The organism is Arthrobacter sp. FW305-BF8, assembly GCF_021789315.1.
In the GTDB taxonomy this organism is placed as follows: Bacteria; Actinomycetota; Actinomycetes; order Actinomycetales; family Micrococcaceae; genus Arthrobacter.
Genome location: NZ_CP084561.1, coordinates 2,524,596 through 2,543,178, shown reverse-complemented (window position 1 = coordinate 2,543,178; position 18,583 = coordinate 2,524,596). Strand labels below are relative to the sequence as shown.

The following is an 18,583-nucleotide window of genomic DNA, read 5'->3' as shown; positions in this document are numbered from 1 at the left end:
CCCGACTACTCGATGACCTTGCTCTGGTTGTAGCTGGTGGAGCGCTCTTGGCCGCTGAGCTCAGCAATGGCGTCCATGATCCGGTCGGTCACCTGGCGCCGGGCGGGGAGGGAATGGTCCGGGCCGGTCTTGTCGAAGTAGATCGGCTCCCCCACCTTCATGATGAAGTGCTGGGGTTTCACCGCGTTGCGGCCAGCGGGCTGCAGCTTCTCGGTGCCGATCAGTCCCACCGGGATCACCGGGGCGCCGGTGGTGAGGGCCAGCCAGCCGACGCCGGTCCGGCCGCGGTACAGGATTCCATCGCGCGACCGGGTGCCCTCGGGGTAAATGCCGATGCCCCTGCCGTCCTCAAGGATGTCCAGCAGTGTCCTGAGGGCCTGCACGCTCGCGGCCTGTTCCCCGCGTTCGACCGGAATGGAGCCGACTGCCTCGAAGAAGGACTTCATCACGCGGCCCTTGATGCCCTTGGTGGTGAAGTACTCCGCCTTGGCAAAGAACGCGACGGGCCGGGGCATGAGCGCCTGGACAATCACGCTGTCCAGAAAGGAGAGGTGGTTCGGCGCCACAATAAACGGCCCGCTCTTGGGCACGTTCTCCAGCCCGATAACAGTTGGCCGGCAGCTGCCGGAGATGAGGGTCCGCGTCGTCCAGCGGACGCCGTCAAACAGCTCCATCGTTGCGCACCTCGCTCAGGGCTGCGGCCCGGACGTTCTCCAGCTCCTCGACCTTGGCACGCAGGCCGGCCGCATCGTGCACCACAGCCACAGCACCCGCTGCCTCCAGTTCGCCGTCGGGCGCAAAACCCCAGCTAACGCCGATGCAGTCGAGTCCGTTGGCCAGCGCTCCTGCCACATCCTGCGCGCGGTCACCCACCATCACGGCGTGCTGCGTGCCGAGGTCCGTCATGGCAGCGGCGATGATGCCGGTCTTGCCGACGGGACCCGCTGCGGCCGCGGACTCGTCTGCGGCTGACCCCCTGATGGCGCGGAACCGGCCGGCGATCTTGTGGTGCTCAAGCACGATGTGGGCCAAGCCTTCCGGCTTTTGCGTCGCCACCGCGACAGGCCGCCCTGCATCCACGTAGCTATCCAGCAGGTCAACGATGCCTGGGTACAGGCGGCTCTGGGAAATGCCGGCGTCGAGGTAATGCATACGGTACGTCCGGATGACAGCCTTGAGCATGGCTGGCGGAACGGCCGCGACGTTCAGCAGCGAGTCGCTCAGCTTGGGACCCACCATCGCGTCTAGAAGGTCCTGGCTGGGGACAGGAAGGCCGTGTTCCGTGAGGGCCGCGGCAATTCCGTCTGTTATCCCGCCGGCCGGATCGACAAGAGTGCCGTCCAGGTCGAAGATCACGGGCACTGTTGTTGAAGTCACCGGCTTAGTTTCTCACGATGGCACGCCGGCTCAAACTCGTATGCCCTCCGTGGAATACTCCCGCCCGTAATTGGAGTTTTTGTCCACGTATCGTGACTTCCGAGGCGTTCAGCTGCCATTATCCGGACAAAAACTCCAATGAAACGCTTACGACGGCGGCCCGCCAGTTGTTCTGGTGGCCCGCCGTTGCGTCAGAGGATTTCGGCCAGGAACTTCGCCGTGTGGCTTTCCGAGGACTTGGACACCTGCTCCGGGGTACCCGAAGCAATGATCCGGCCACCGCCGGAGCCTCCGTCAGGGCCAAGGTCAACGATCCAGTCGGCGCTCTTGATGACGTCGAGGTTGTGCTCGATGGTGATGACCGTGTTGCCCTTCTCGACCAGGCCCTGCAGCACCATCAGCAGCTTCCGGATGTCCTCGAAGTGCAGCCCGGTAGTGGGCTCGTCCAGGACGTAGACGCTCCGCCCGTTGGACCGCTTCTGGAGTTCGGCCGCGAGCTTGACGCGCTGCGCTTCGCCGCCGGACAGCGTGGTGGCGGGCTGGCCCAGCCGGACGTATCCGAGGCCGACGTCCACGAGTGTCTTGAGGTGGCGGGCAATCGGGGAGAAAGCAGCGAAAAATTCGGCTCCCTCCTCAATGGGCATGTTCAGCACGTCGGCGATGGTCTTGCCCTTGTAGTGCACCTCGAGGGTCTCCCGGTTGTACCGCGCACCGTGGCAGACCTCACAGGGAACATAAACATCAGGCAGGAAGTTCATCTCGATCTTCAGCGTGCCGTCACCGGAGCAGGCTTCGCACCGGCCGCCCTTGACGTTGAAGGAGAACCGTCCCGGGAGGTAGCCGCGGACCTTCGCCTCCGTGGTCTCGGCGAAGAGCTTCCGGATGTGGTCGAACACGCCCGTGTACGTGGCCGGGTTGGAGCGCGGCGTACGGCCGATCGGGCTCTGGTCGACGTGCACCACCTTGTCCAGGTGCTCGAGGCCCTGGACAGTCTTGTGCCGGCCGGCCACCTGCTTGGCGCCGTTGAGCTTGTTGGCCAGCACCTTGTACAGGATCTCGTTGACCAGGGTGGACTTGCCCGAGCCGCTGACGCCGGTCACCGCGGTAAACAGGCCCAGCGGGAAGGCCGCATCAACGTTGACCAGGTTGTTCTCGCGGGCGCCGACGACCTTCAGCTCGCGCTTCTTGTCGTACTTGCGCCGCTTCTTGGGGATGTCGATGCGCTTCCTGCCGGAGAGATAGTCCCCGGTAAGGGACTTCGTGTTCTCCAAGAGTGCTTTGTAGGACCCGGAGTGGACCACCTGTCCGCCGTGCTCGCCCGCTCCCGGGCCGATATCCACGATCCAGTCGGCCTCGTGGATGGTGTCCTCGTCGTGTTCGACCACGATGAGGGTGTTGCCCAGGTCCCGGAGCCGGGTCAGGGTTTCGATCAGGCGCCGGTTGTCCCGCTGGTGCAAACCGATGGACGGCTCGTCCAGGACATACAGCACGCCCACAAGGCCCGAGCCGATCTGGGTGGCCAGCCGGATGCGCTGAGCCTCGCCGCCGGAGAGGGTACCGGAGGGGCGTTCCAGGTTCAGGTACTCCAGGCCCACGTCCAGCAGGAAGGTGAGGCGGGCCTGGATCTCCTTGAGGACCTGATGGGCGATCTGCGCCTCACGGCCGGTCAGCACGAGGTTGTCCAGGAATGCCGCGCATTCGCGCATGGGCAGCCGCGCGACGTCGGCGATGGACTTACCGTTGATGAGAACCGAGAGCGACGCCGGGTTCAGCCGGGCGCCGTTGCAGGCGGGGCAGGGGATCTGCCGCATGTACTCCTCGTAGCGGTCCCGGGCGGAGTCGGACTCGGTTTCGGTGTGCTTGCGGTGCACGTACTGCACCACGCCTTCGAAGCCGGTGCTGTACTTGCGCTCCCGGCCGAACCGGTTGCGGTACTGGACCACCACCTTGTGGTCCTTGCCGTGCAGCACGGTCTGCCGAATGTCCGTGGGAAGGTCCTGCCACGGCGTGGTCATGGAGAATCCGAGCTCCTTGGCGAGCCCCCCGAGCAGCCGGTTCCAGTACTCGGTGGTCGCGGTGCCCAGGGACCACGGCGCGATCGCCCCGTCCTCCAGCGCAAGCTCCGGATTCGGAATGATCAGTTCCTCGTCCACTTCCAGCCGGGTGCCGATGCCGCTGCAGGCCGAGCAGGCACCGAACGGGTTGTTGAACGAGAAGGACCTGGGCTCAATTTCATCGATGGCCAGGGGATGCTCGTTGGGGCAGGCCAGGTTTTCCGAGAAGGCCCGCGTGCGGTGCGCGTCGTCAGCATCAAGGTCGACGAAGTCGGCCAGCACGCGCCCCTCGGCCAGGCCGAGTGCCGTTTCGATGGAGTCCGTCAGCCGCTGCCGGATGCCCTCCTTGACCACGAGCCGGTCCACCACCACCTCGATGGTGTGCTTGAACTGCTTGCCGAGCTTGGGCGGATCGCTCAGCTGGACGAGGTCGCCGTCGACCCGGGCGCGGGAATAGCCCTTCGCCGTCAGCTCCTTGAAGAGGTCCACGAACTCACCCTTGCGGCCGCGTACCACCGGAGCGAGGATCTGGAAGCGGGTCCCGTCCTCGAGTTCGAGCAGCTGGTCCACGATCTGCTGCGGGGTCTGCTTCATGACGGGTTCACCGCAGACGGGGCAGTGCGGACGGCCCACCCTTGCCCACAGGAGGCGCATGTAGTCGTAAATTTCGGTGATGGTGCCCACCGTGGAGCGGGGGTTTTTGCTCGTGGACTTCTGGTCGATCGAGACCGCAGGCGACAGGCCCTCGATGAAGTCGACGTCGGGCTTGTCCACCTGGCCCAGGAATTGCCGGGCGTAGGCCGAGAGCGATTCGACGTAGCGGCGCTGGCCCTCGGCGAAAATGGTGTCGAAGGCGAGCGAGGACTTTCCCGAACCGGACAGGCCGGTGAAGACGATCATGGCGTCACGCGGCAGGTCGAGGTCGACGTTGCGGAGGTTGTGCTCACGGGCGCCCTTGACCACCAGCCGGGAAAGATCCGGACGCGCCGGTTTGGCGGGGTTCAGGGGGACGACGGCGGAGGGGGCGACAGCGGTTTCTTCAGCTACGGCTTTAGGCACCCACTAATGCTAGTCGAAAACTTCTTCGAATATAAACGCGGGTGTGCTATGCCACGCCGCTACTCGGCGTCGTAAGCGGCAGCCAGCAGGTGGACCGCCTGGGCGAACGTTGCGCCCTGTGATTTGGCGGCCGCGGCATAGTCTGCGGCTGCCTCCGACAACGTCCCCCACCGCTCGTCGCGGGCGCAGACCACCGTTCCGTTGCGCCCCTTGGTGGCGACGACGCCCGCAGCTTCCAGTTCCTTATAGGCCCGCGCCACCGTGTGGGGTGCGACGCCGAGGGTTTCGGCGAGGCTCCGCACCGCCGGCAGCCGCGTGCCGGGAGCAAGCTTCCCCTGGTCCGCCTGCTCGATCACGTGCAGCCTCAGCTGCTCGAAGAGGGCCACGGAGCTGCCGGTGTTCGGTTTCCACTGCCCCGGGAAGGTATGGCCGGCGGTCACAGGCCTGACTCCCGGTAGCGCTGCCGGCCGGCGGCGTGCCTGCCGCGGTGCCGGCGGATGGCGCCGAGCTCGCGGTCCACCCCGCGGAACTGCGCCTCATACAGGTGCCTGTAATGGCCGTCCACGGACAGCAGGCTGCTGTGCGTTCCCTGTTCAACAATGCGTCCGTGATCCATGACCAGAATTAGATCAGCGTCGCGCACGGTGGACAACCTGTGCGCAATGATGAAGCTCGTCTTGCCGTGCCGCAGCCGGTTCATTGCGAGCTTAATCTGCATCTCGGTCCGGGTGTCCACGGAACTCGTTGCCTCGTCCAGGATCAGGACGCTCCGGTCGGCGAGCCGGGCCCGGGCGATCGTGATCAGTTGCCGCTGGCCCTGGCTCAGCGAATCGCCGTCGTCTCCCAGGACCGTGCCGTAGCCGGCGGGCAGCGACCTGACGAAATGGTCCACGTGGCTGGCCTCGGCCGCGGCCAGGATACGGTCATCATCCGCCCCCGGGGAGCCGTATTCGATGTTTTCGCGCACGGTCCCGCTGAACAGCCAGACGTCCTGCATGACCACGGCGAAGTTGGACCGCAGCGAGTCCACGGGGACCGTGGAGATGTCCGTGCCATCAATCGTGATCCGGCCCGAGTCCAGTTCATAGAAGCGCATGAGGAGGTTCACCACGGTGGTCTTGCCCGCGCCCGTGTGGCCCACGATGGCCACTGTCTGGCCCGGCAGGACGGAGAAGGACAGCCCGCTGGCGGCCGGCACTCCCGGGGTGTACGCGAAGGTGACGTCCTCGAAGTCAATCCGGCCGCGCAGGCTGTCCTGGCGGGCCGGAACGCCGTCCTCGCGTGGAACCTCAGGCTCGTCGAGCAGGGCGAAGACCCGCTCAGCCGAGGCCGCGCAGGACTGCATGAGCGTGAGCATGCCGCCAATCTGCCCCATTGGCTGGGTGAACAGGCGGCTGAACTGGATGAACGCCTGAATGCCGCCGATGGTCATTACCCCGGCCGCCACCTGCAGGGCGCCCACGACGGCCACGGCCACGTAGTTGAGGTTGGCTACGAAGACCATGAGCGGCTGCACGGCTCCCGAGACGAACTGGGCGCGCGCGCTGGCGCGGGCCAGCCGGTCGTTGCCGCGGCCGAAGATGGCCGCCGCCGTGTCCTGCTGCCCGAACGCCTTGATCACTTCGTGTCCGGTGATGAACTCCTCGACGTGGGCATTCAGCTCCCCGGTGGACGCCCACTGGGCCGAGAAATAGGTCTGGGACTGCCGTGCCATGAACACCGTAATCAGCGTGGACACGGGAACGGACACCAGGGCGATGGCGGCCAGCAGCGGCGAGATCCACAGCATCATGGCCAGCGAGCCGCACAGCATCAGCACGGACATGATCAGCTGCGTGAGCAGCTGATTGAGTGCCTGGGAGATGTTGTCGACGTCGTTGGTGGCCCGGCTGAGGACATCGCCCCTGGCCTGTTCGTGGAAGTGCGCCGACGGCAGCCGGTGCAGTTTGTCCTCGACGGCGGCGCGGAGGCCGAAGACCAGCCGCTGCACCGCCTGGGCGGTCAGCGCGCCCTGGACCCAGTTGAAGACGGACGTCCCGACGTACATCAGCGAGACCACGCCGAGCAGCATGGCAAGTTTGCCGGCGTCGAACGTCGCATGCATGAAGCCGTCGACAACGACGTCGGTGGCGTCGCCCAGGAGCTTGGGAGCCGCCACATTGAGGGCGGCGAAGCCGCAGGTGGCCGCGACGGCCAGGACCATCCTGCCTCCGGACGGGCGCAGCAGGCCCAGCAGGCGTTTGGCGGCCGGCAGGAAAGTGCCGGTGGTGCGCCTGGCCGCGTGGGTGCCCTTCATGGCCGCCCGCTGCTCACGGCTGCTCATCAAGGGCCAGCTGGGATTCGGCGATCTCCCGGTAGGTGGACGACGATTCCAGCAGTTCGGCGTGGGTCCCCTGGGCAACCAGCCGGCCATCCTCCAGCACCAGAATGCGGTCCGCGCCCATGATGGTGGGAATGCGTTCGGCCACCATGATTACCGTGGCTGCTTCCAGCGCGGGCGCCATTGCCTCCCGGACCGCGGCCTCAGTGGCATAGTCCAGGGCGGAAAAACTGTCATCAAAGATGTAGAGGTCCGCGGCGCGGAGCATGGCGCGGGCGATGCAGAGACGCTGCCGCTGCCCGCCCGAAAGCCCGGCCCCGCCCTGGGCGACGGCTGCATGGAGGCCGTCCTGGAGCCCGCGCACGAAGTCCTCGGCCTGCGCCAGCTGCAGAGCCTGCCACAGCTCGTCCTCGGTGGCCTCCGGCGCGCCCATCCGCAGATTGCTCGCCACGGTGCCCGAGAAGAGATAGGAGTGCTGCGGCACCACTGAGATCCGCTCCCGCAGCCGGCCGGCGGGCAGGGTCCTGACGTCGACTCCCCCCAGCCGGACTTCGCCGGAGGTGGCATTCAGGAACCGCGGCAAGAGATTCAGCAGCGTGGTCTTGCCGCTGCCGGTGGCACCGATGATGGCGGTGGTGGTGCCCGGGACCGCGGTAAAGGAGATGTCCGCCAGGACGGGGGACTCCGCCCCGGGGTAGGCGAACCAGACGTGGCTGAATTCCACTCCCCCGCCGGCGGACCGGGCGCCGCCGCCCGGGGCGCCGGGCTCCGGCGGGGCCTGCACCGCGGCCGCGGGACGCGTCCCGGTGCGTTCCGGGGCGGGCACGCCCAGAGCCGGGGTCACATCCAGCACATCCTGGATCCGTTCGGCGCAGACGGCCGCGCGCGGTGCGGTGCTGAGTACGTACATGGCCATCATGATGGCCAGCAGGATCTGCAGGATGTAGGCGATGAAGGCCGTGAGGGCGCCCACCTCCATGCTGCCGCTGATGATCAGGTGGCCGCCGAACCAGACCACGGCCACCGAGGAGAGGTTCACCACGATCATGATCATCGGCAGCATGCCGGCCACCAGGAGGGCGGACTGGAGGTTGTTTCGGGTCAGCCTCCGGTTCGCTTCCGCGAAGCGCGCCGCCTCGTGCTTCTGCCGGACGAAGCCGCGGATGACGTTGACGCCGATAATCTGTTCGCGGAGGATCCGGGTGACGCCGTCGATGAGTGCCTGCCCCGTCCGGTAGAGCGGGATGAGGCGGCGCACGATCAGGTACATGATGAGCACTAGCAGCGGGACTATGACAATGACGACGGCGGACAGGGCCGCATTTTGCTGGACCGCCAGGATGATTCCGCCGATGCCCATGACGGGCGCCGCTGCGAGCATGGTGAAAACCAGGACCGCGAACGTCTGGATTTGCTGGACGTCGTTGGTGGACCTGGTGACAAGGCTGGCCGTGCCGAACGTCCCGATCTCCTGGGACGACATGGCCTGGACCTGGGAGAACAGCTCGCGCCGCAGGCGGTGGCCGATCTTCATGGCGACGTCGGCCCCCAGGTACCCGGCGCCCAGGGCGGCTGCAGCCTGCAAAGCGGTGAGCACCATCATCCAGCCGCCGAGCCCCAGGATTACTCCGGGCTGGTTGGCGAGGATCCCGTCGTCGATGATGCTCGCGTTCAGCGTCGGCAACAGCAGGTTTCCCGCGGTCTGCACCACCTGCAGCGCGATGATCGCCCAGACAGCCGTCCGGTGTTCGCCCAGGAGGCGGAGCATCAGGCCGAAAAGCACCGCGCCTCCTTCATCGCCTGGGCGTATGGGAGCCAGGCTCGGCCCCCAATAACCGCTTGGCCATTGTAAGCCAGATCACATAGGACCGCGCGGGAGGTTGCGGGGCGGGTTGCGCCGCGAGCCGGGAGCATGCTGCCCTAGAGCTTGCGGGCCACTGCAAAGATCCTGCGGAACGGGTACACCGTGCCGTGCGGAGTTGGCGGATAGGCGTCGGTCAGCCGCGCGCCGTATTCGGCCTCGAACCCGGCGACGTCCTCCGGCGAAAGCGCGGCCAGCACGGGCCGCAGGCCTGCGCCCCGCACCCAGTCCAGCACCGGGTTATCGCCGGTGAGCACCTGCTGGTAGGTGGTTTCCCATGCGTCAGCGGCGCACCCGGCGTCGAGCATGATCTCCAAGTAGCGTGCGGGCGGCGCCACCGCCTCATCGTGGCGCAGCACGCCGGCAAGCTTGCCGGCCCACTTCGGCGACTCGGCGACGTCGCGCATCAGGGTATGGGAAGCGGAAGTGAAGTTGCCCGGCACCTGCAGGGCGAACCACGCTCCCGGCTTCAGCGCCGCCAGCCAGCCGGCCAGCAGTTCGGGGTGCCCGGGGACCCACTGCAGCGCCGCGTTGCTCACCACCACGTCTGTGTCCTCGGAGGGCAGCCAGGAGGCGATGTCGCCGCGGCTGAACTCCAGCCCCGGGGCGGACTGCCGGTGCTGTTCGGCCATTGCCAGCATCTCGGCTGAGGAATCCAAGCCCACAACTTGCGCGTCTGGCCAGCGGGCCGCGAGCGTGGCGGTCAGGTTTCCGGGGCCGCAGCCCAGGTCCACCACCTGCCGCGGGGCGTCGGCGAGGACCCGGGCGGTCAGGTCAAAGAACGGGCGCTGCCGGTAGTCCCCGAACTGAACGTATTTGGCGGGATCCCACACATGGCCTCCAGTTGTTCGTGGACCGTAGTTCGTTGAAGCTTGGTCTCTAGGTTTTGTCCTGGCAGGGCGAGCCTAGCGCCGGGCAGGCACGAAATCGTTCAGGGACGCGCTGGCACTAAGCTGGAAGGCAATGAAACTCCTTGAGCAGCTCCCCGCCCCGTCCGCACGGATCACCACCGGAACCGGCGCGGACCCGGACACGCTGTACGAGCGCTTCGTGGAGTGGACCGAAAGCCGCGGCGTGCAGCTCTACCCGGCCCAGGACGAGGCCATCATGGAGCTGGCCTCCGGCGCCAACGTGATCCTCGCGACGCCAACCGGATCAGGCAAGTCCCTCGTTGCCATTGCGGCCCATTTCCAGGCAATGGCCCGTGGCGATCGCAGTTACTACACGGCCCCCATCAAGGCCCTGGTGTCCGAAAAGTTCTTCGCGCTCTGCGAGATCTTCGGGGCGGAGAACGTCGGCATGATCACCGGCGACTCCGGCGTGAACCAGGACGCTCCGATTATCTGCTGCACCGCCGAGATCCTGGCCAACACCGCCCTCCGCGAAGGCGCAACGGCCGATCTGGGCGCCGTCATCATGGACGAGTTCCATTTCTACTCCGATCCGCAGCGCGGCTGGGCGTGGCAGGTTCCGCTGCTGGAACTCCCGCAGGCGCAGTTCCTCCTCATGTCCGCCACGCTGGGCGACGTCAGCCGCTTCGAAGCCGGCATGACCGAACTCACGGGACGGCCCACCACCACGGTCAGCTCGTCCGAGCGCCCCATTCCGCTGCACTACTACTACCGCGAGACGCCCGTCCACGAGACCCTCGAAGAACTGCTTGGCACCAGGGAAGTGCCGGTCTACGTGGTGCATTTCAGCCAGGCGGAGGCGATTGAGCGCGCCCAGACGCTGATGAGCATCAACGTCTGCACGCGCGAGGAAAAGGACAAGATTGCCGAGCTCATCGCGAACTTCCGCTTCGCGGCAGGATTCGGCAAGACGCTGAACCGCCTGGTCCGGCATGGCATCGGCGTGCACCACGCCGGCATGCTGCCCAAGTACCGCCGGCTCGTCGAGCAGCTGGCCCAGGCCGGCCTGCTTAAGGTCATCTGCGGTACTGACACGCTGGGCGTGGGAATCAACGTTCCCATCCGTACCGTCGTGCTTACTGCACTGAGCAAGTACGACGGCGTACGCACCCGCCTGCTCAACTCCCGTGAGTTCCACCAGATTGCCGGCAGGGCCGGCCGGGCCGGCTACGACACGGCCGGCACGGTGGTGGTGCAGGCCCCCGAGCACGTGGTGGAGAACGTCAAGGCGATGGCCAAAGCGACCGCGAAGTTCGGCGACGACCAGCGGAAGCTGCGCCAGGTGGTGAAGAAGAAGCCGCCGGAGGGGTTCGTGTCCTGGGGCCAGCCCACCTACAACCGCCTGGTGGACTCGGTTCCGGACCCGCTGAGCTCCAGTTTCACGGTGACGCATGCGATGCTCATGAACCTCATGGAGCGTCCGGGCGACCCGTTCGCCGCGGCGCGCCGGCTCCTCACGGAGAACCACGAAGGCCGACCTTCGCAGCTTCGGCTCATGAAGAAGGCCCTGGGGATCTACCGGGAGCTGCTCGCGGCCGAGGTTGTGGAGCGCATCCCGGCTGCGGAGCAGGGAACGGACGGCCGCACCGTGCGCCTGACCGTCCACCTGCAGCCGAACTTTGCCCTGAACCAGCCGCTCTCCCCGTTTGCGCTGGCGGCGCTGGACCTGCTGGACCCCGAGTCGCCGTCCTACGCCGTCGACGTCGTGTCCGTGATTGAAGCCACGCTGGAGAAGCCCAGGCAGATCCTGTCCGCTCAGCAGAAAAAGGCACGCGGTGAGGCCGTGGCTGCCATGAAGGCGGACGGCATCGAATATGAGCAGCGGATGGCCATGCTCGACGAGGTCACCTACCCCCAGCCGCTCGCGGAAATCCTGGGCGAGGCCTTCGAGGTGTACCGCAAGGCTGCGCCGTGGGTGGGCGACTTTGAACTGGCCCCCAAGTCGATCATCCGTGACATGTACGAGCGTGCGATGAACTTTGGCGAGTTCGTGCAGTTCTACGGCCTTGCCCGCTCCGAGGGCATCGTGCTGCGCTACCTGGCGGACGGCTTCAAGGCACTCCGGCAGACCGTTCCGCAGGATGCGCTGCGGGAGGACCTCGAGGACCTGATCGCCTGGCTCGGTGAGCTGGTGCGGCAGGTGGACTCCAGCCTGCTGGACGAGTGGGAGGAACTGGCCTCCGGGGCCGCCCCAACGCCGCACGACGCACCGCCGCCCCCGCCGCCGTCGCTGACGTCCAACATCCGGGCCTTCCGGGTCATGGTACGGAACGAGATGTTCCGGCGCGTCGAGCTTTTTGCGGACGAGGACGCCGCTGCCCTGGGCGAGCTCGACGGCGATGCCGGCTGGGACGCGGCCCGCTGGGAAGGCGTCCTGGACGACTACTTCGACGAGCATGATGACATCGGCACCGGTCCTGACGCGCGCGGTCCCGGGCTGCTCATCATCACCGAGGAGCCCGGTGCCTGGAAGGTCCGGCAGATCTTCGATGACCCGGCGGGCAACCATGACTGGGGGATCTCCGCGGAGGTGGATCTGGCCGCGTCGGACGAAACCGGCACTGCGGTGGTCCGGGTGACCGGAGCGAACCGCCTCTGACCGGCGCTGTCTGGATCCGGACGGGCGCTGTCAGCCTGCCTGGGCCTCTTCCTCCAGCTCATCCGGGAAGCCAATGACTCCGGCGCCTTCCTCACCTACGAGCCCGGCCGCTTCAATGGCACCGCCAAGGATCAGGGTGGTCAGATCGGCCACGGCTTCCATGTAGCTTCCGTGCTTGGGATTGTCCGCAAAGTCTTCGAGCCACTTCATGGCCACCTGGCCGACGAACTCCATGGTGCTGGCTTCACTGGACATTGCGGTCTCCCTAGGATGTGACTGTCTGATTCAACCATCCTAGGTCGCGAGCCTGTGGGATCCTTGGGAGAAAGCAGAGCCCCAGCCAATAATGTGGGGGCCCGGCGGCGGCGCTGCCGCGGCCTTTCCGCCGGGACTGACTTCCGGGCAAGCTCCGGGGAAGTCGTTCGCGGATCGTAGTTCAGGAGGTTCATAACCGTCCTGGCCTCGTCGGATGAGAACCGGCTGGCTGTTTCAGGATCAAGCCACGGTTTCGGGTCCTCGGAATCGTCGACAAAGTTCAGGACGGGCAGCGGCGCGGTAGGCGGACCACCGTCTTTGATCGGGAACAGGTCCGGCCGGGCAGCGGGGTCGTAGTACACACGGCGCTGAGGTTCCCGGGTAATTTCATATGGGCTGTGGCAAGTGTAGCCGGCCCAGTGAACCACCTGCGGTTCGGGTAGGGTCTCGGTGGAGTTGGGCGCTTGCGGCGGAACAGACTTTTCGTAGGCCACCCATTGCCCGTTGATCTGAACGTAGATCAGGTCCTGACCACCTCCCGGAAAGTAGACCGTCACACCAGTGTCTGCAGGTGCCATCGGGGCAATTTGCTCTTGACCCGGCCCCGTACGGCCAGGCGTTACCTCGATCATCTGACTACGCCTTTTCACGTCGTCCAATTGACTAGGCCTCATTGCGACCGGTGCCTAGATCGTTTCGACCGCGATGTTGAGCATGCGGCGCAGCGGCTCGGCGGCGCCCCAGAGGAGCTGGTCGCCGACGGTGAAGGCGCTGATGTACTGCGGGCCCATCTCGAGCTTGCGGATGCGTCCCACCGGAATGGTCAGCGTGCCCGAGGCAGCCACGGGAGTCAGGTCGGCCATCGAGGCTTCCTTGGAGTTGGGCACCACCTTGGCCCATTCGTTGTCCTCTGCGAGCAGCTTCTCGATTTCGGCAACGGAGAGGTCCTCGCGCAGCTTCAAAGTGAGCGCCTGCGAGTGGGAGCGCATGGCCCCGATCCGCACGCAGAGGCCGTCCATGATCACGTGGTTGTCATCCGAGGTGCCAAGGATCTTGTTCGTCTCGACGCCGGCCTTCCACTCCTCCTTGGACTGTCCGTTGCCGAGGTCCGCGTCGATCCAGGGGATCAGCGAACCGGCCAGCGGGACACCGAACTGGGTGGCGTCGATCTCGCTCCGCTGGTGGGCCAGCACCTTGCGGTCGATGTCCAGGATGGCCGACGCCGGGTCGTCCAGTTCCGTGCTGACCTCGGCGTTGAGCGTGCCGAACTGGGTGAGCAGCTCGCGCATGTGCCGCGCGCCGCCGCCGGAGGCTGCCTGGTAAGTCATGGACGTGCCCCACTCGACGAGGCCGTTCTTGAAAAGGCCGCCGAGGCCCATCAGCATGCAGGATACGGTGCAGTTGCCGCCGATGAAGTCCTTGACGCCGTTGGCGAGTCCCTTGTCGATGACGTCGCGGTTGATCGGGTCCAGGACGATGATGGAGTCATCGTTCATGCGCAGGGTGGAGGCGGCGTCGATCCAGAGGCCGTCCCAGCCGCGGCTGCGCAGCTCACCGTGGACCTGTTTGGTGTAGTCCCCGCCTTGGGTGGTGACAATAATGGGCAGCTTCGCCAGCGTGTCGACGTCGAACGCGTACTCGAGCTTGCCGGCCGCGCCCGCGGCAGCACCGGCAACCGACGGGGCGGCGCCTCCCGCGTTTGAGGTGGAGAAAAATACCGGGTTGATGTTGGCGAAGTCGCCCTCTTCCTGCATGCGCTGCATCAGGACGGAGCCGACCATGCCGCGCCAACCGACCAGTCCAACGGACTGAGTAGCTGCTGTAGTCATCTAACCCGCCTTAGAACATGACCTCGTGCAGAAGAACTCCGGTGGACTCCTGCCGGAAGGGACCTTGTAGAGTGGACCCGCGCGTAGTGCACGGCCTTGTGCCGGGGCCCCCGCGTTGCGGCTGGAAGCCCCGGAGCTTCGGGCGACCGATGCGAGGCGGCGCGAGCCGGATTCCCGGCGAACACCGTGTTCTCCGGGACATCTGTGCCCTTCATCAGAAAGGCGTCAGCCATAACCGTCGAACCGTCTTGCATTGTCACGCCATAGTGGACGAAGGCCAAGACGCCCACGGAGCAGCGGTTTCCCAGAACAGTCGGGCCGGACTTGAAGGTGCCGTCTTCCATGGAATGGCCTTGAATGATTGTTTCTTCGTTGAAGGCGCAGTCATCGCCGATGGAGGCCAGCGTTTTCTCTGGGATGGTTAGGCCGGCATCGTACAGCCGTTTGCCCACTTTCACGCCCAACAACCTCCAGACCCAGGCCTTGAAGGGAGTTCCGTTGAACGGCGGCGTAGCGAGTAGCTTCCACAGCCTTTCATGTCGCCAAAAATAGGGGTCATAGATGGAGCAGTACTGCGGCTTCAGTTGGCGGAAACCCATCACCGAACGCTCCACCAGTACCCTAAAAAGTATGCGGAATATCAGGAAGCCGAGCATTGAGAGGGATACCGCCAGCACGCCGAGGAAGCCATGGGCGGTGACCGCAACGCCACCGAAGAGCGCGGCGGCAAACAACTGAAACCAATTAACCGCCAAGAAGAGCATCATGCTCACGATGTTGTGACGGTTCTTGGCCGGCAGAAGTCGGTTCTTGGCCTCTTCGATCTTGAGTTCATCAAACTGAGCATCGCGCTGGACAGATCTGGGGATCTCGAAGGCGGGAGAACCGAGCAGTCCCACATCGCGACGGACCGGGCCATCGATCGGGACCATCACTTTGGTGGCGAGGAGGCAGTTCTCCCCGACGCGGGCGCCGATCGGAAAGGTAACGTCGTTTCCCAGGAAATTGCGGCCTGCGACACGCACAGCTGACAGACGGAAAGACGTATTGGAGAAGTCTGCATTCATCATATTTAGTCCGTCTGAAACCATTGTTCCAGTTCCGACAGTGCTCAAGAAGGGGGATTCGTGGGCCAGCGTGGGGCCGAAGTTTGATCCCGTCTGCTCCACCTTGCGCAGATCGTAGCCGAGGGCGCGCAGATAATAAACGATGTACGAGCTGTCGCCGAAGACGTCCTTGTAGAGCTTGACATTCGAAATCCTTGCTATCATCCGCTGGATGGAAAAGTGCACGCCATAGAGCGGGTATACCTTGTCAGGCTTGAGAAACAGATTGAGCAGTCGCGGAACGGTGAGGACGAAGAGCAGCCCGCCGATGAGCCCGGAAATGAAGAGGACTAGTGTGGCGGCCAAGACGTCGACATAGAAGCTGGACTGGCCGAGGTGCAGGTGTTCGGAGTCCAGATAGGAGGGTAGCAGGGCGGCGAGCAGGAGGACGCCGCCAGGAACCACCAGGACAAGCCGGTTGAACAGCTGCAACACGCTGAAGATGACGCGTCTGCGGGTTGTGCAGTTGGCAGCGGGCACCCGACGGTAGTTGGCGGTCGTTCGCGCTGCCGGAGAGCCATGCCACGCCTGACCCGGTGGAATAGCCTGCGGGGTCTGTAGTGAAGAGGCATGCCCCAGCTGCGAGTCATCGCCCATGGAGGTGCCGATGTCCAGCGTGGTCTTCTCAGAGATCAGCACATTATTACCGAGCGTCACCGAGCCAGTCTCAATTAGGCCAGGGCGGGCCCGGTAGCAGAGGAAGTAGGAATCTTTATGGATCACGGTGTTGTCGCCAACCATGAGCAGGTCCGGGCACGCCGGCACATGTCGGGAGAAGATGACCACTCCCTTACCGATTTTGGCGCCGAGAAGCCGCAGATAGAAAATGTAGAGCGGTGAACCGGCGAACAGCACGAGAGGATTAGCCCGCGTCAGTGTTTTTACCAGCCAGAATCGGACATAGCCCATGCTCCAAATTTGGATACCCCTCGGCTTCCAGCGACCGACGAGAACCCACTTAATGATGATTGGGGTCACGGACAGGGCCAGGAACATGGCCGCGCCGAAGCCGACGGAACGTAGCCACATCTCCACCCAACCGTTTCCGCCGGACACCCATTCGTAGCCGGCAATCAGCAGCCAGGCAGCGTACATGGTGTAGCCCAAGAAGAACGCCATCTGGATGACGCCGCACGTTACATACTGGAAGGTGGTCGGCGGCTTGACGACTGTATTTGTCCATGGGCCCGTGTCGTAATCCGCTGGCGCCGCAGTTGCTTCGGGCTGTGCTTCCGTGAGCACCGCGGCGAGCTGACGGATGGTAGGGTGCTGGTAGATATCCTGCATCGCTGCCGGCGTCAGGGAGGTTTCCCGGCGGATGCGGGCGCAAAAATGCGCCATCAGCAATGAATTAGCGCCAAGGTCATTGAAAAAGTGAGCGTCTGTCGAGATCCGGTCGAGCGCAAGTATCGCCTCGAGCTGCTCCACCAATGACGTCTCAGCGGGTGAAGCGGGGGGTGTGTAGGCCCCTGTGCTTGCCGGGCTGACTCTGTTGGAGGGGCGCGGTAATTGCTTCCGGTCCGCCTTGCCGCTGGCCATCATCGGTATGGATTTAAGTTCTTCATAGTAGGCCGGCACCATGTATCCGGGAAGCCTGGTGCGAAGCATCTGATACATGTCGCGCGTTTCAACACTCGCGGCATCATGGCGAAGCGTGTAATAGGCGGCCAGTTCCAGCACTCCAGGCTCTGCTTCGACGGTGTCAACGACTGCCTGCGCGATCCCTGGGAATTGCAAAAGGAACGATTCGATCTCGGCCAGCTCGATCCGGTATCCGCGGATCTTGACCTGGGTGTCAATGCGGCCGAGGTACTCGATTTCACCATCCTTGTTGATTCGGCCCAAGTCCCCTGTGCGGTAGATTCTCCCCGAGGGATTATTGCTGATCTGGAGGAAGTCAGGAATAAAAGCCTTCTCCGTAAGGTCCGGGCGATTGACGTATCCTCGCGCGAGGCCGACTCCCGCAAGCCCTATTTCCCCGGACTCCCCGAGTGGAAGTGTCCTGCTGTCGGCGGGATCGAGGATGACGGCCGAGTAGGTTGGCAACGGGACACCCAATGAAACAGGGCCGCCCGGGTCAACGAGGGCCCACGTGGCCGTAACGGTCGCCTCGGTCGGACCGTAGACATTGAGGAAACGACGGCCGGGAATGTGCCAGCGCGTCACCAGGTCCCTAGGACACGCCTCACCGGAGACTAGCAGGAAACGCAATTCCGGCAGGTCTTCATCGATAGTGGCGAGCAAGGTCGGCACACAGCACAGGGCGCTGATGCGTTTGGCAATCAAATAGGAGGCTAGGTCAGCGCCAAGAAGGGTGGAACCTGCGGGCTTGGGAACCAACGTGGCTCCGGCTAGCCATGAAACCCAAATTTCTTCAACGGAGAAATCGAAGGCAATGGTCATTCCCTGGTATACGCGGTCGGTGGGCTCGATCCCGTAGAGGGCCGACGCGACCCGCACGAAGTTGCAGATGCTTGCGTGGTCTATTGCAACGCCCTTTGGCCTGCCGGTAGATCCGGACGTGTAAATGATGTAGGCGAGTTCATCTGCCGTTCCGCCCTCCAAAGGTTCTTCCATCCGGGACGGGTCCTGCGCGTCCACGTGCCCGCGGACGTCGTCCAGGGAAACTGTCAGCGCGGCAACTTCAGGCAACAGATCCTGAAGATGTGAGAGGCTGAGGACTGCGGTCACGTCGGCGTCTTCGACGATGTACTTGAGTCGGTCCGGAGGGAAGCCCGGATCCAGCGGAACATAGGCGGCGCGGATCTTGAGTACTCCCAGCATCGCGACATAGGCGTAAGATGGCTGATCGAACAGCAGGGCTATGCGGTCCCCCGGCCGCGCACCCGCAGCAAGGAGATAGCGTGCTAACTGGTTGGCCCGCCGATCCAGGTCCTCGTAGGTAAAGACAACATCCTCCGCGTCCACCGCGAGCTGATCGGCGCGACCCTGGTCCGTGTAGGCGTCACACCGGTCCTCAAACAGCTGGTTCAGCCGTTCGCCTCTGCTCCACCGTGCTACGTGATCCGGAAAGGCCGACGCCAGCACTGGCCCGGCCCCGTTCTGCCCAGTTGTCAGGATCCCGCGCAGCTCGGCCGGGCGGACATCGCCACGGTTGTGCACCTTCACGTTTTTGGTCATTTTGCTGATTCCTTCATTGGCATTGGCATCCGCATATCCTCGGTCTTCGTTCAGTCGTGTCAGCTCGGCCG

The 18,583-nt window shown here is 64.7% G+C and carries 11 protein-coding genes; 1 reads left to right on the top strand and 10 read right to left on the bottom strand.

All coding sequences use genetic code 11. The features are described from left to right. Positions 1 to 5: 5 nt before the first annotated feature. The 7 genes from LFT45_RS11240 to LFT45_RS11210 form a co-directional block, all read right to left on the bottom strand. Entirely contained in the window at positions 6 to 674 is a 669-nt protein-coding gene (locus tag LFT45_RS11240) for a lysophospholipid acyltransferase family protein (protein WP_236803290.1), read from the bottom strand. After that, the gene (locus tag LFT45_RS11235) at positions 661 to 1,377 is read right to left on the bottom strand and encodes an HAD hydrolase-like protein (protein ID WP_236803289.1); all 717 of its coding nucleotides are present in this window, start codon (positions 1,375 to 1,377) and stop codon (positions 661 to 663) included. Before LFT45_RS11235 ends, LFT45_RS11240 begins: the two co-directional genes overlap by 14 nt. Positions 1,378 to 1,568: 191 nt before the next feature. Next, positions 1,569 to 4,490: an excinuclease ABC subunit UvrA gene (uvrA, locus tag LFT45_RS11230; RefSeq protein WP_236803288.1), complete on the bottom strand. Its 2,922-nt coding sequence runs from the start codon at positions 4,488 to 4,490 to the stop codon at positions 1,569 to 1,571. Between the two features lie 59 nt (positions 4,491 to 4,549). After that, the gene (locus tag LFT45_RS11225; protein WP_190603133.1) at positions 4,550 to 4,930 is read right to left on the bottom strand and encodes a GntR family transcriptional regulator; all 381 of its coding nucleotides are present in this window, start codon (positions 4,928 to 4,930) and stop codon (positions 4,550 to 4,552) included. Beyond that, complete coding sequence (locus LFT45_RS11220; protein WP_236809300.1) at positions 4,927 to 6,786, bottom strand: ABC transporter ATP-binding protein; 1,860 nt, start codon at positions 6,784 to 6,786, stop codon at positions 4,927 to 4,929. The genes LFT45_RS11225 and LFT45_RS11220 overlap by 4 nt, the downstream gene beginning before the upstream one ends. Positions 6,787 to 6,799: 13 nt before the next feature. Continuing rightward, positions 6,800 to 8,593, bottom strand: coding sequence for an ABC transporter ATP-binding protein (locus LFT45_RS11215; protein ID WP_236803287.1), 1,794 nt, complete (start codon positions 8,591 to 8,593; stop codon positions 6,800 to 6,802). A 137-nt stretch (positions 8,594 to 8,730) separates the two neighbouring features. After that, positions 8,731 to 9,504, bottom strand: coding sequence for a trans-aconitate 2-methyltransferase (locus tag LFT45_RS11210; protein WP_236803286.1), 774 nt, complete (start codon positions 9,502 to 9,504; stop codon positions 8,731 to 8,733). A 130-nt stretch (positions 9,505 to 9,634) separates the two neighbouring features. Here LFT45_RS11210 and LFT45_RS11205 point away from each other — a divergent pair, with 130 nt between their 5' ends. Beyond that, on the top strand, positions 9,635 to 12,181 hold the full coding sequence (locus LFT45_RS11205; RefSeq protein ID WP_236803285.1) for a DEAD/DEAH box helicase: 2,547 nt from the start codon (positions 9,635 to 9,637) through the stop codon (positions 12,179 to 12,181). A 30-nt stretch (positions 12,182 to 12,211) separates the two neighbouring features. On the opposite strand, the gene LFT45_RS11200 is transcribed toward LFT45_RS11205, so the two are convergent. The 3 genes from LFT45_RS11200 to LFT45_RS11190 form a co-directional block, all read right to left on the bottom strand. Then, positions 12,212 to 12,436, bottom strand: coding sequence for a hypothetical protein (locus LFT45_RS11200; RefSeq protein ID WP_236803284.1), 225 nt, complete (start codon positions 12,434 to 12,436; stop codon positions 12,212 to 12,214). A 686-nt stretch (positions 12,437 to 13,122) separates the two neighbouring features. Continuing rightward, positions 13,123 to 14,265 carry an aspartate-semialdehyde dehydrogenase gene (gene asd / locus LFT45_RS11195; protein WP_236803283.1) on the bottom strand — a complete coding sequence of 381 codons (1,143 nt, stop codon included), beginning with the start codon at positions 14,263 to 14,265 and terminating at the stop codon, positions 13,123 to 13,125. Then, on the bottom strand, positions 14,262 to 18,512 hold the full coding sequence (locus tag LFT45_RS11190) for a Pls/PosA family non-ribosomal peptide synthetase (protein ID WP_236803282.1): 4,251 nt from the start codon (positions 18,510 to 18,512) through the stop codon (positions 14,262 to 14,264). Before LFT45_RS11190 ends, asd begins: the two co-directional genes overlap by 4 nt. Positions 18,513 to 18,583 lie beyond the last annotated feature (71 nt).